This is a genomic window from Bacillus sp. FF-1 (assembly GCF_028548245.1).
In the GTDB taxonomy this organism is placed as follows: domain Bacteria; phylum Bacillota; class Bacilli; order Bacillales; family Bacillaceae_G; genus Bacillus_A; species Bacillus_A paranthracis.
The window spans coordinates 535,872-548,003 of record NZ_JAQQGG010000003.1 but is presented as its reverse complement, the minus strand read 5'-3'; the positions used below and the strand labels follow the sequence as shown (position 1 = coordinate 548,003).

13 protein-coding genes are annotated in these 12,132 nt (G+C 36.0%); 9 read left to right on the top strand and 4 right to left on the bottom strand.

Going from position 1 to position 12,132, the window contains the following annotated elements; all coding sequences use genetic code 11:
* Positions 1-4 precede the first annotated feature (4 nt).
* The 3 genes from sdhA (at position 5) to PQF83_RS13295 (ending at position 3,091) form a co-directional block, all read left to right on the top strand.
* Positions 5-1,798 (top strand): succinate dehydrogenase flavoprotein subunit, encoded by a 1,794-nt coding sequence (sdhA, locus tag PQF83_RS13305; RefSeq protein WP_000676735.1) that lies wholly within the window; start codon positions 5-7, stop codon positions 1,796-1,798.
* Complete coding sequence (sdhB, locus tag PQF83_RS13300; RefSeq protein ID WP_001291826.1) at positions 1,791-2,552, top strand: succinate dehydrogenase iron-sulfur subunit; 762 nt, start codon at positions 1,791-1,793, stop codon at positions 2,550-2,552. The genes sdhA and sdhB overlap by 8 nt, the downstream gene beginning before the upstream one ends.
* 92 nt (positions 2,553-2,644) lie before the next feature.
* A complete protein-coding gene (locus PQF83_RS13295; RefSeq protein ID WP_000822740.1) occupies positions 2,645-3,091 on the top strand; it encodes an acyl-CoA thioesterase in 447 nt (148 codons plus the stop codon).
* A 36-nt stretch (positions 3,092-3,127) separates the two neighbouring features.
* Here the strand turns inward: PQF83_RS13295 and PQF83_RS13290 are convergent, their stop codons facing one another.
* Positions 3,128-3,907 carry a M15 family metallopeptidase gene (locus tag PQF83_RS13290; protein WP_000720579.1) on the bottom strand — a complete coding sequence of 260 codons (780 nt, stop codon included), beginning with the start codon at positions 3,905-3,907 and terminating at the stop codon, positions 3,128-3,130.
* Between the two features lie 265 nt (positions 3,908-4,172).
* Here PQF83_RS13290 and motA point away from each other — a divergent pair, with 265 nt between their 5' ends.
* Both motA and motB read left to right on the top strand, forming a co-directional pair.
* Positions 4,173-4,967: a flagellar motor stator protein MotA gene (gene motA, locus PQF83_RS13285; protein ID WP_000344867.1), complete on the top strand. Its 795-nt coding sequence runs from the start codon at positions 4,173-4,175 to the stop codon at positions 4,965-4,967.
* Positions 4,957-5,742, top strand: a complete 786-nt coding sequence (gene motB, locus PQF83_RS13280; protein WP_001256753.1) for a flagellar motor protein MotB — start codon at positions 4,957-4,959, stop codon at positions 5,740-5,742. Before motA ends, motB begins: the two co-directional genes overlap by 11 nt.
* A 26-nt stretch (positions 5,743-5,768) precedes the next feature.
* On the opposite strand, the gene PQF83_RS13275 is transcribed toward motB, so the two are convergent.
* Entirely contained in the window at positions 5,769-6,596 is an 828-nt protein-coding gene (locus PQF83_RS13275) for a 5'-nucleotidase, lipoprotein e(P4) family (protein WP_000782776.1), read from the bottom strand.
* Between the two features lie 344 nt (positions 6,597-6,940).
* Here PQF83_RS13275 and PQF83_RS13270 point away from each other — a divergent pair, with 344 nt between their 5' ends.
* The 3 genes from PQF83_RS13270 to PQF83_RS13260 all read left to right on the top strand — a co-directional run bounded on the left by PQF83_RS13270 (position 6,941) and on the right by PQF83_RS13260 (position 9,598).
* On the top strand, positions 6,941-7,825 hold the full coding sequence (locus tag PQF83_RS13270) for an ABC transporter ATP-binding protein (protein WP_000058124.1): 885 nt from the start codon (positions 6,941-6,943) through the stop codon (positions 7,823-7,825).
* A 2-nt stretch (positions 7,826-7,827) separates the two neighbouring features.
* Complete coding sequence (locus tag PQF83_RS13265) at positions 7,828-9,048, top strand: ABC transporter permease (protein ID WP_001225004.1); 1,221 nt, start codon at positions 7,828-7,830, stop codon at positions 9,046-9,048.
* A 118-nt stretch (positions 9,049-9,166) separates the two neighbouring features.
* Positions 9,167-9,598 (top strand): Rrf2 family transcriptional regulator, encoded by a 432-nt coding sequence (locus PQF83_RS13260; RefSeq protein ID WP_000512998.1) that lies wholly within the window; start codon positions 9,167-9,169, stop codon positions 9,596-9,598.
* 59 nt (positions 9,599-9,657) lie between these two features.
* On the opposite strand, the gene PQF83_RS13255 is transcribed toward PQF83_RS13260, so the two are convergent.
* Complete coding sequence (locus PQF83_RS13255) at positions 9,658-10,323, bottom strand: MIP/aquaporin family protein (protein WP_000913198.1); 666 nt, start codon at positions 10,321-10,323, stop codon at positions 9,658-9,660.
* Between the two features lie 143 nt (positions 10,324-10,466).
* On the bottom strand, positions 10,467-11,432 hold the full coding sequence (locus tag PQF83_RS13250; RefSeq protein WP_001201654.1) for a DMT family transporter: 966 nt from the start codon (positions 11,430-11,432) through the stop codon (positions 10,467-10,469).
* A gap of 100 nt (positions 11,433-11,532) precedes the next feature.
* On the opposite strand from PQF83_RS13250, the gene PQF83_RS13245 reads away from it, so the two are divergent.
* Positions 11,533-12,105: a helix-turn-helix domain-containing protein gene (locus tag PQF83_RS13245; RefSeq protein ID WP_000658051.1), complete on the top strand. Its 573-nt coding sequence runs from the start codon at positions 11,533-11,535 to the stop codon at positions 12,103-12,105.
* Positions 12,106-12,132: the final 27 nt, after the last annotated feature.

Here is a 12,132-nt window from a genome sequence, read left to right as displayed (position 1 = left end):
GAGCATGAAAGGGAAACTTATAGTAGTCGGCGGTGGCTTGGCTGGCTTAATGGCAACGATTAAAGCGGCGGAAGCAGGAGTAAATGTTGAACTGTTCTCTTTAGTACCAGTAAAACGTTCGCATTCTGTATGTGCCCAAGGTGGAATTAACGGTGCCGTAAATACGAAAGGTGAAGGGGATTCTCCATGGATCCACTTTGACGATACAATTTATGGTGGGGACTTCTTAGCGAACCAACCACCAGTTAAAGCAATGTGTGAAGCAGCACCTGGTATCATTCATTTAATGGACCGTATGGGTGTTATGTTCAACCGTACGGAAGAAGGACTTCTTGATTTCCGTCGTTTTGGTGGAACGCAACATCACCGTACAGCATTTGCTGGTGCAACAACTGGACAGCAATTACTATACGCATTAGATGAGCAAGTACGTCGTCACGAAGTAGCAGGACTTGTAACGAAATATGAAGGTTGGGATTTCTTACGAGCTGTTATTGATGATGAAGGTGTGTGCCGAGGAATCGTTGCACAAGACTTACAAACTATGGAGATTAGAAGTTTCCGAGCTGATGCCGTGATTATGGCAACAGGGGGCCCTGGTATCATCTTCGGAAAATCAACAAACTCCATTATCAATACAGGTACAGCAGCTTCTGCTGTATATCAACAAGGCGCATATTATGCAAACGGTGAGTTCATTCAAATTCACCCAACGGCAATTCCTGGAGACGATAAATTACGTCTGATGAGTGAATCTGCACGTGGTGAAGGTGGACGTGTTTGGACATATAAAGATGGTAAACCATGGTATTTCTTAGAAGAAAAATATCCGGCTTACGGAAACCTTGTACCTCGTGATATCGCAACGCGTGAAATCTTTGATGTTTGCGTAGAGCAAAAACTAGGTATTAACGGTGAAAACATGGTGTACTTAGATCTTTCTCATAAAGATCCGAAAGAACTAGATATTAAACTTGGTGGAATTATTGAAATCTATGAGAAATTTACAGGTGATGATCCTCGTAAACTACCAATGAAAATCTTCCCAGCTGTTCACTATTCAATGGGCGGGCTATGGGTTGATTATAAGCAGATGACAAGCATTCCAGGTTTATTTGCAGCAGGTGAGTGTGATTATTCTATGCACGGTGGTAACCGTCTTGGAGCGAACTCACTATTATCAGCAATTTACGGTGGTATGGTAGCAGGACCAAATGCAATTGAATATATGAAAGGTCTTTCTAAATCATCAGATGCTGTTTCATCTACTGTGTATGAACAAAATGAATTAATCGAAACAGAGAAATTTAACAATATTTTAACGCTCGATGGTAACGAAAATGCGTATGTTCTTCATAAAGAGCTTGGAGAATGGATGACAGATAACGTTACAGTAGTTCGTGAAAATAAAAAATTATTAGAAACAGATGCAAAAATTGAAGAGTTAATGGCTCGCTACAAACGTATTAACATTAACGATACAGCGAGATGGAGCAACCAAGGTGCTTCATTTACACGCCAACTTGCAAATATGTTTGAATTAGCACGTGTTATTACAATTGGTGCATATAACCGTAATGAGAGCCGTGGGGCGCATTACAAACCTGAATTCCCAAATCGTGATGATGCAAACTTCTTAAAAACTACGATGGCGAAATTTGAAGGAGAAGGAAATGCACCGGCATTCCATTACGAAGACGTGGATATTTCATTAATTAAACCACGTAAACGTGATTATTCTTCAAAACACGATGTAGCTGCTAAGAGTGAAGAGAAGGGGGATAAACAACATGTCTGAGAAAACAATCCGCCTCATCATTACGAGACAAGACGGACCAGATGCGCAAGCGTTTGACCAAGAGTTTGAAATTCCGTATCGTCCGAATATGAATATTATTTCGGCGCTTATGGAAATTCGTCGTAATCCTGTTGATTCAAAAGGAAACAAAACAACTCCGATTGCATGGGATATGAACTGTTTAGAGGAAGTATGTGGTGCATGTTCGATGGTGATTAACGGAAAACCACGTCAATCATGTACAGCGCTTATCGATCAATTAGAACAACCAATTCGCTTAAAACCGATGAAGACATTCCCGGTTGTTCGTGACTTACAAGTTGACCGTAGTCGCATGTTTAATGCTCTAAAACGTGTTAAAGCTTGGATTCCAATTGATGGTACGTATGACTTAGGACCAGGACCAAGGATGCCAGAGAAGAAACGTCAATGGGCTTATGAGCTTTCAAAATGTATGACATGTGGTGTTTGCTTAGAATCATGTCCAAACGTAAATAGTAAATCGGACTTTATTGGACCAGCACCGTTATCACAAGCTCGTTTATTTAACTCACATCCAACGGGTGAAATGCATAAAGCAGATCGCTTACGTGCAATTATGGGTGATGGAGGACTTGCAAACTGTGGTAACTCTCAAAACTGTGTGCAATCATGTCCAAAGGGTATTCCATTAACAACTTCAATTGCGGCGTTAAACCGTGATACAACAATTCAATCGTTCAAAGATTTCTTTGGTAGCGACAATAACTATTAAAAAATATTGCCTCTTCATTTCGAAGGGGCAATATTTATAACTATATTTTTCTGTTTATTCTGTTTATTTTAAAGCGAAAAGGAGAGGGAACAATGAAGAGGATTTCTTATATTGAAGACTTTGAGCAATGGGAAAGTGGTTTTTCGTTTTACAATCCTGTAAAGGTTCGTTTTGGTGAAGTAGATATGTTTGGACATGTAAATAATGTCGTTGCCTTCACCTATTTTGAAGAAGCGCGTATCGCATTGTTTAAAGAACTTGGATTTATGCAAGAATGGACGCATGAATCTTCAGAAACGATGATTGTTGTTGCGGATTTACAATGTAATTTTATTAAACAAATATATTTTGATGAACAGTTGAAGGTGTATGTAAAAGCGGGATCAGTTGGAAATTCTTCATTAGATTTGCATTATATGGTGAAGAATGCAGAAGGAGAGGTTTGTTTAGTTGGTCGTGGAATGATGGTCCAAGCGTCGAAAAAAACAGGAAGAGGCGAACCGTGGCCTGAAGAGTGGAAGAAAAAATTACTACAATAATAGAGTGAAAGAAAAATAAGAGAGCAACATGCTCTCTTATTTTTTGTCTTCCATCGCTTCTTCTAATGTTAAATGATGTTTATATATGTATGTAGCGTATGGATTTCCAACGTAGCGCAAATGCCATGGTTCATATGAGTATTCTGTTGTTTCTGTTTTATCTTCTAAATAACGAATGACAAAGCCAAATTCATGAGCATGTTTTGCAACCCATTTACCTTCGGCTGTCTCTCCAAAAATAGGCTCTAATTGGAATTTAGCAGATTTTGAACTAATATCCATTGCTAAACCAGTTTGATGTTCACTCGTACCAGGAATGGCGCTTACTGAATCTGCCTCAGCTTTTCCTTGACGTCTAACGTATGTATCATGTAATGATTTTTGGCGTTTGTATGAACGATAACCAGATACAGCTGTAAGTTCAAGTCCTTCTTTTTTTGCTGCTGCAAACATATTTTCAAGCGCATCTGCAGCATCTTTGCGTAGCAATGTTTTTTCTTTATCTTTTGGACTAGTAAATGGTACATTTGGTCTTGTTAAGTCTTCAGGTGTATATCCATCTGGTAGTTTTCGATGTTTATTAACTAATACAAGGTTAGAATCTGGATTTGTTACAACGGAAAAATCATTGTCTAGCTTCTTGGCGTTATGATCAGCTTTTGGAAAAGCAGGAATCTCTTCTTTTTGGTGATTATTATGCTGTTGACTTTCGACAGCTTTCGCCTCATTTTGTAGTGGCGATTTAGAATCAAAGTAAGCGAAAGAAGTGATACCGATTACAATAGTAGCGGCAGAAATAAGGATTATTTTTTTCATGATGCCTTGTAATCACAATCCTTTCTTAATAAAATATGTATCGTTTTTTATTATAAGTCTAGTTTACTGAAAAAGAAATATAAGAGTCGTAACGTAATAGAAATGCAAAGAAAATGTCAGAAAATGTGTGGAATTGTAGTATTTTTTTATATAATTCATTTCTTATCTTTCATGAAATTCATTTTTTATGTAATATATATACATAAGAAGATGTAGCGATTATCGAGAATAAAGAACTTCTTGTATAGACTAGGAGTGAATGGGAATGGATTTTGCAACACTTATTGGAATCATCTTAGGAGTAGTGGCGGTAGTTGTAGGGATGGTCGTCAAGGGCGCTGACGTAATGGCCTTAGTTAATCCTGCCGCAGCATTAATTATTTTTGTTGGTACATTTGCTGCAGTATGTATCGCATTTCCGATGGATCAATTAAAAAAGATTCCAAAATTATTTAAAGTTCTTTTTGGTTCTAATAAAAAAGATTTAAGTTATGAACAGTTGCTAGAATTGTTTGTTCATTGGACATCTGAAAGTAGAAAATACGGTATTTTGTCTTTAGAGCAGCAATTAGACAAAATTCAAGATGAATTTCTTTTGCGTGGTATGAAGTTTGTGATTGATGGCGTATCTGCAGAAGATTTAGAACAGATTTTAGAAGCTGAATTAGAAGCAATTGAAGAAAGGCATGCAAAGGGGGCAGCAATTTTTTCTCAAGCTGGTACATATGCACCAACATTAGGGGTTTTAGGTGCTGTTATTGGTCTTGTAGCTGCACTTGGTAATTTAACTGATATTGAAAAGTTAGGTCACGCTATTTCGGGTGCATTTATTGCAACGATTTTTGGTATTTTCTCAGGTTATATACTATGGCATCCATTTGCAAATAAATTAAAGCAAAAATCTGCAGCTGAATTAGAGAAAAAACGTTTAATTATTGATTGTTTATTAATGTTACAAGAAGGTACATATCCGTTTATTATGAAGAACCGCATTTTAGGTGCACTTTCTGCAACTGAGCGCAAAAAGCTTGAAAAAGGGGCAGAAAAAAATGCGGAGTAAAAAAAATAGAAGAAGTAAAAAGAAAAAACACGAAGAACATATCGATGAAACTTGGCTAATCCCTTATTCTGATATGTTAACGTTGTTGTTTGCATTGTTCATCGTTTTATTCGCAATGAGCAGTATAGATGCTGCTAAGTTTAAACAGATGGCTGTTGCTTTTCGAAGTGAATTAGCTGGTGGAACAGGTAACAAAGAATTTTTAAGTGATCAGAAGCCAAATGATGAAAAGGAATTATCAGCAAGTAGTTTAGAGTCTGAGAAGATTAAAAAGAATGCTGAAGCTGAAGTAAAGCAACAAGAAATGAACGAATTAAAAGCGGTACAAAAAGGTATTGATAAGTATATTGAGGAAAATCGATTATCTTCTTCTTTTAAAACTGATTTAACAGAAAAGGGATTGAAGGTAACGATATTAGAAAATGTACTATTTGATTCTGGGAAAGCGGACGTAAAATTAGAATCGTTAAGTATTGCGAAAGAAATGTCTAATTTACTGGTTTCAGCATCACCTCGTGAAATCACAGTATCTGGACATACAGATAATGTTCCTATTGCAAATGCGCAATTTGCATCGAACTGGGAATTAAGTACGCAGCGGGCAGTTAATTTTATGCAAGTATTACTGCAAAATAAAGAATTACAACCAGGAAAATTTAGTGCAGTTGGTTACGGAGAATATCGGTCAATTGCTCCAAATGATACGCAAGAAGGAAAAGCGAAAAATAGACGTGTAGAAGTGTTTATTTTACCTTTAACGAGAAATATGCAATAAAAGAGGAGGGCACATGCCATCCTCTTTTATTTTGCATCAAATGATTTTAAGTTGTCATGGCGGATTTTATCTTTTTCTGCATCTGATTTTTTGAAATCATAATCATATAAAGCGCCTTCCCAATCACCATACATCGGATTAGGGAAAATAATAAATTTCTCACCAAATTGTGCTTTTGAATCTGCTACTGCTTGGTTTCGGTCCTTTACAGACTTTCCATCAAAACCAGTGAAGTCAGATAAGTTATCACCGAAGAATAAGACGATATCATGTGTTTGAGAAACGAGTTCACGTCGTTTTTCTTTTCCTTTTTCTTTCGGGTCTTGTAGTAATATATGTTCTTTCGTTGCTTGAGGAGCGCCTACACGCTCAAGATTTTTAATTGTTGCATCTAGTTGGTTCGTTTTACGATTTGAGATGTAGTAAATATCTACACCTTTAGACTCTGTATATTTTAAGAAATCAATTGCACCTGGAAGGGCTTCGGCTTCAGCCTTATTAATCCAGTCATCCCATTTATATGGATAGCCTTTTCCTGTTTTTACGCTCATTGCTTGATGAGGACTGTTATCTAAAACAGTTTCATCTAAATCAAGTACGATAGCGGGTTTTTTCTCGGTTCCTTTTGCAAGAGCTGCATCAAGTTTCAATTGACCGATATTGTATCCTTGGTAGTACAGTGCTTTCGTTTCACCGGCTGTTTGATACCATAAATCAGCCATTAATTGCTGGTCTGTTAATTTTACTTTCTCTTCTTTCGCCACTGTTTTCTCTTGTGTTCCTGAACATGCTACAAGTGATGTAGATAGAACCGCTACAGATAATAAAGTGGTAATGCCCCTTTTCATCTTCATATGTACCCTCCTTGATGTTAGAAAACCAGTTAATATTATATATCGAAAAATAATATTTTTTGTATGAACATTTGCATATTGTCTTTTGTATATATAGTAGTATGTCCTATATTAGAAAGATGAGAAAAAATGATGGGAATTATTTTGACAAGTTTAATTGTCGAAATGACAATAATAATTGACAAACTATGTAATTTTATTTACAATTTTAACTAAATGAAACAAATGATGGATTAGAGAGATGCTACATAATAAGAGGATGGAGTGTAGTGCTATATTTTATCCTGAATAAACATAGTCTTTGAAAGAGAGTATGAATGATACTAAAGGGGAGGCTTTATACTTTGAGTTTACAAATTCAAAACTTAACGAAACAATTTGGGGAATCAAAAGCAGTTAACGGCTTGCAAATTTCGTTACCAAAAGGTGAAGTGTTAGGATTACTTGGACGAAATGGTGCAGGAAAAACAACGACAATCAAAATGCTTCTCGGATTATTAACGCCTAATGAAGGCTCTATTACATGGGATGGAAAACCATTTGGGACTAGTGGGGTAACGATAGGATACTTACCAGAAGAAAGAGGTTTATATACTAAAAGTAGAGTAATAGACCAGTTGCGATATTTTGGTAGATTAGAAGGAATGACGAAAAAAGAAGTAGATCTTGCTATTGATCATTGGTTAGATCGATTAGCAATACCAGAATATAAATTTAAAACAGCAGGAGAGCTTTCAAAAGGGAACCAGCAAAAAATTCAATTAATTGCTGCTCTTCTTCATAATCCAGAACTTCTCATTTTAGATGAGCCATTTAGCGGACTGGATCCAGTGAATGCTGGAATGTTAGCTAGCATTATTGAAGAACAAGTACAGAGCGGAAAGACAATTATTTTATCTAGTCATCGTATGGAACAAGTAGAGGCTTTTTGCCAACATGTATGTATTCTGAAAAAAGGCGAAGCAGTCGTAAAAGGTCAGTTAAGTGATATTAAAAAACAATATGGTTTTCGTAATTTAACGATTGAAGATACAGAAGTGAATGAGAAGGGATTAGAATCTATACATGTATCGTATGAAAAACAACAAGGCCTTCTTTATGTGCGAGTACAAGATGATGCAGAAGCTCTAAACATTTTACAACAATTACAAGAACAAGGTGTTACCTTACGACAATTTAAGATGTTAGAGCCGACGTTAAACGAAATCTTTGTAGAGAGGGCGAAATAACGATGCGTAAATTTTCTCACGTATTTTCATTTTATTTTAGAGAAGCATTTTTATCTAAAAAATCATTAATTACGAGTGCGATTTTGTTTTTAGTTGTGTTTGGTCTTTTTGCCTTTAATCATTTCACTGCTGATAATGATAAAGGAAAAGATAAATTTGCTGTAGTAACAGAAAGTGATACGTATAAAGTGCAAGAAAGTGATGTAACAAAGTTACTCCCGTCTGCTAAAGTAACGGTAGAAAATAAGGATAAGTTTAATGAGTTACGTAAGCAAGTAGAAGATGGGGATTTAGACGGTTTATTCCGTATTACAGAAAAGAATGGTATTCCAGAAGTGACGTATATGTATAGTGGTTTTCCAAGTCAATCAACTGCTACACTTATGGCGAGTTATTTAAAAGAACAATATACAGCGGTAATGATCGAAAAAAATAATGTATCTGCAGAAGTAGCCAAACAGTTACAGATGGAAATTCCGTTAAAGCAAGAGGCAGTAAAGGATCATGCATCTTCCTTTGGAATTGGTTATGTTTTCTCGTTTGCTTTATATATGTTTATTGTTATCTTTGGTGCTGCAATTGGAACAACTGTGGCATCTGAAAAATCATCTCGTGTTATGGAGTTAATGCTTCCGAAAGTAAAACCATTAACAATGCTACATGCCAAAATTTTAGCAATTGTTTCTAGTGCTTTACTATTACTTGTTATTGCTTCTTTCGGTTTTCTTGTACCAAATTTATTAGGGTGGGTGGATTTAGATAATGCATCCTTAATAGGACTTACACTAGATTTTTCTAAATTGGATGCTGTAGTAATTAGTATGTTCTTTGTGTATTTTGTTACGGGTTACTTACTATACGCAATGCTATATGCAGCGGTTGGTGCTGTTGTATCAAAAATTGAGGATGTGCAATCTCTTTCGTTCCCAATTACAATGTTAGGTATGGCGGCATTTTTTATTAGTCTTAAATCATTATTTGATCCAAATAGTACATTAGCTATAGTTAGTTCATATATTCCATTCTTTACACCTATGGTTACTTTTTCAAGACTTGTATCTGGTGAAGCGGGCACTGTAGAAATTATTGTGACGTTAGTCATTTTATTGGTGACTATTGTTATCGTCAATATGCTAACAAGCCGCATTTACGTAAATGGTGTAATGAATTACTCAGACAAAGTGAAATTTAAAGACTTAGCGAAATTTATAAAGCGTCAATAATGAGAGAAAAGCATGATTTCCTAATGAAATCATGCTTTTTCTTTATGTATAAATTAAAAATAGTATATAATAATAAGAGTCGTCTTTTAATAGAATGAATAAAAAGGAGGGTGTGCAGATGGGAATTAGTAGTCGTTTTACAGTAGGTGTTCATATGCTGACATTACTTGCGATAGATCGAAACTCTCGCTGTACCTCTGAATGGATTGCCGGTAGTGTGAATACAAATCCAGTTGTGATTCGTCGCATTACAGGAATGTTGAAGAGAGCAGGACTTGTTGATGTACAAGCTGGTAAAGGTGGTACGACACTTGCTCGTGATTTAGAAGAAATTACATTACTTGATGTATATAAAGCAGTGGAAGTTGTAGAAGAAGGACAGCTATTTTCCTTCCATGAAAATCCCAACATTGAATGTCCAGTAGGAGCTAATATTCAATCAGTATTAGAAATTATTTTAATGCAAGCACAAGAAGCGATGGAAAATGTACTTGCAAATGTAACGGTAGATCAACTAGTTACAAATTTAAAGTCTAAAATGAAAGAGTAAAAAAGCGAGCATCCTCATAATGAGGGCTCGCCTTTTTTTATTCAGAAATATTGAAAATTCTATTTTTCAGTATTTAAAATGAATTTACCTACGATAGCTGCTACGATACCACCAAGAATTGGTGCGATGATGAATACCCATAGTTGAGAAAGGGCTTCTCCGCCAGCGAATAAAGCTGGGGCGATACTACGAGCTGGGTTAACAGAAGTTCCAGTTAACGGAATACCTAATAAGTGAACTAAAACTAATGTGAAACCAATTACTAATCCTGCTAGAGAAGAACTTCCTTTTTTACCTGTTACAGCAACGATCACTAAAATGAATACGAAAGTTAAAATAAATTCAACTAGAAATGCTCCAGATAAACCAAGAGTTCCAAAACCGTTTTGTCCTAAATTATCTAAAGGTGTTTTAGCAGATTTTAAAATTGTTACTAACGTTGCAGTTCCTAATAAACCACCTAAAATTTGAGCTAATACATAATAACAAAGTTCCATAGCGTTCATTCTTTTATTGATGAACATAGCTACTGATACTGCTGGGTTAATGTGACATCCAGAAATTGTTCCGATGCTATATGCCATAGCCACAATAGATAGACCGAAAGCCATAGCGATTCCTAATGTTCCAATTCCTTCAATTCCGCCGCCAATGACAGCTACTCCAGTTCCGAATAATACTAGTACAAACGTACCAATAAATTCAGCGATTGCTTTTTTTAACATAATTTACCTCCTATTGTTGCGCATGAACCGTATTATAACATAGGTTTTAGTATAAACCGTTAATGAAATACTATTCTGATAAGGCGCAATAGGGAGACAATAAAAAAGAGTATAGTTCTTTGTTACAGAACCATACTCTTTTTTTATGCTGTTTTTTTCTGTTTAACGACTGGAACAGAACGGTTTAAAATGCTATTTGCAACCATTCCTAACATAATAATAATCATTCCAAGTAGGGAAAGCCCGCCAGGAAATGAACCATTTAAGAAAACAATTTCGCCAAGCACGGTAAAGACCATCGTTCCAGCTTGCGTTGCTTCAACAGCTCCAAGTAGAGCGAGATTATCTTTGGCTAAGTCAGTAGCAAAGAAAAATGTCATTGTCGCTATAACGCCAGAACATAATGCTAACAAAAATCCTTGTAGCATTTGGCTTGATGTTGGAATACCAGTAGTAGAAAATCCGTATATACCAAGTAAAATTGTTATAGGAAGACTGCCTATTGCCATTCCTAATACACGTTGGAATGTATCAAGGCGCCCACCAACAAGTTCCATCATTTTTCGGTTACCGAACGGATATAAGAAAGCAGCTAACACGACAGGTAAAAAACCTGAAATAAACTGAGTCATTGTAATGTGACCTGCTGCAGTTGTTTGCATACAAATTACACCAAGTAAAATAAATAATGCAACGTATAAACTACGAAGTGGAATTTTTCCGCGTACAAGTTTCGTACCTGATTTCGTTTCTATTTTAACGAAAAATAATGGCGAGAGTAGTAAACCTGCTAATATAGTAACTTGCCAAGTTCCAGCAACGAGCCAAGCTGGAGAAAAGACAGCTGCAAAACTTAATAAAGAATAGAAACCAATACCAGCAACAGACCCCCACCCGATCCAAGCCAATGGATGTTTCTTTAATTCTTCCCATAACTCCCTTAAGTTTTTGCGAAATAAAACGATAAGGAATAAAATAGGGAGAGCAAATAAAAAACGGAAGGAAGCTGTCCAAGCCCAGCTCGTTCCAGATACATTCATCGCTCGATTTATAATAAAAGTTGCGGAAAAAAAGGCTGATGATAAAAGGCCTAATAAAATTGCGCGCATGAAGTATAGCACTCCTTTCGGAATTTAATGATTATGTATAGTATAATATACTTTATCTAGATAAAAGTAAACTATTTTATATTTTAAGGTGGTTTTATAGATGAAAGAACATGAAGATATGCAAACGAAAGAAGTCATTCAGCAAGTAGGTCAGTTATTAAGGCAAATTCGAAATGAACAAAAATTAAGTTTAGAAGAATTAGCTCAAAAAACAGGGGTTAGTAAATTAACATTAGGAAAGATTGAAAGAGGCGAAACGAATCCGACGTTAGCTGTCATTTGGAAAATAACGAAAGGGTTATCGATTCCTTTATCGAGATTGATGGTTGTTGGAGAACCTGTAGCGGTTGCGCGCTGCGGAGAAGGATTTGCAGTAGACGTAGGACAAGCATGGCATTTAGAAACAATGTTCCGTTATACGAAAGAAACGGGTATGGAAATGCACCGTGCTTGTTTAAGGTCGAATAGTATATATGAACCAGAAGCTCATCATGAAGGTGCTATTGAGCTTGTAACGGTAATGAAAGGGAAAGTATCGATTCAAGTAGAAAGCGATGTTTACGAATTAAATGAGTTTGACTCTATTCAATTTGAAGCGAATAAGAAACATAGTTATAAGAATGAAGAAGATGAAGTGGCGGTATTACATTTAACGATGAAATATTCTTCATGAAAAAATCCCCTATAGAAAAATCTATAG

Excerpts from the sequence above, each read along its gene's own strand:
- PQF83_RS13255 (WP_000913198.1), bottom strand. The coding sequence starts at position 10,323 with ATGTTAAAAAAAGCAATCGCTGAATTTATTGGTACGTTTGTACTAGTA.
- PQF83_RS13290 (WP_000720579.1), bottom strand. The coding sequence starts at position 3,907 with ATGAAAAAAATAATCCTTATTTCTGCCGCTACTATTGTAATCGGTATC.
- motA (WP_000344867.1), top strand. The coding sequence starts at position 4,173 with ATGGATTTTGCAACACTTATTGGAATCATCTTAGGAGTAGTGGCGGTA.
- motB (WP_001256753.1), top strand. The coding sequence starts at position 4,957 with ATGCGGAGTAAAAAAAATAGAAGAAGTAAAAAGAAAAAACACGAAGAA.
- sdhB (WP_001291826.1), top strand. The coding sequence starts at position 1,791 with ATGTCTGAGAAAACAATCCGCCTCATCATTACGAGACAAGACGGACCA.
- PQF83_RS13250 (WP_001201654.1), bottom strand. The coding sequence starts at position 11,432 with ATGCGCGCAATTTTATTAGGCCTTTTATCATCAGCCTTTTTTTCCGCA.
- PQF83_RS13295 (WP_000822740.1), top strand. The coding sequence starts at position 2,645 with ATGAAGAGGATTTCTTATATTGAAGACTTTGAGCAATGGGAAAGTGGT.
- sdhA (WP_000676735.1), top strand. The coding sequence starts at position 5 with ATGAAAGGGAAACTTATAGTAGTCGGCGGTGGCTTGGCTGGCTTAATG.
- PQF83_RS13265 (WP_001225004.1), top strand. The coding sequence starts at position 7,828 with ATGCGTAAATTTTCTCACGTATTTTCATTTTATTTTAGAGAAGCATTT.
- PQF83_RS13275 (WP_000782776.1), bottom strand. The coding sequence starts at position 6,596 with ATGAAGATGAAAAGGGGCATTACCACTTTATTATCTGTAGCGGTTCTA.
- PQF83_RS13245 (WP_000658051.1), top strand. The coding sequence starts at position 11,533 with ATGAAAGAACATGAAGATATGCAAACGAAAGAAGTCATTCAGCAAGTA.
- PQF83_RS13260 (WP_000512998.1), top strand. The coding sequence starts at position 9,167 with ATGGGAATTAGTAGTCGTTTTACAGTAGGTGTTCATATGCTGACATTA.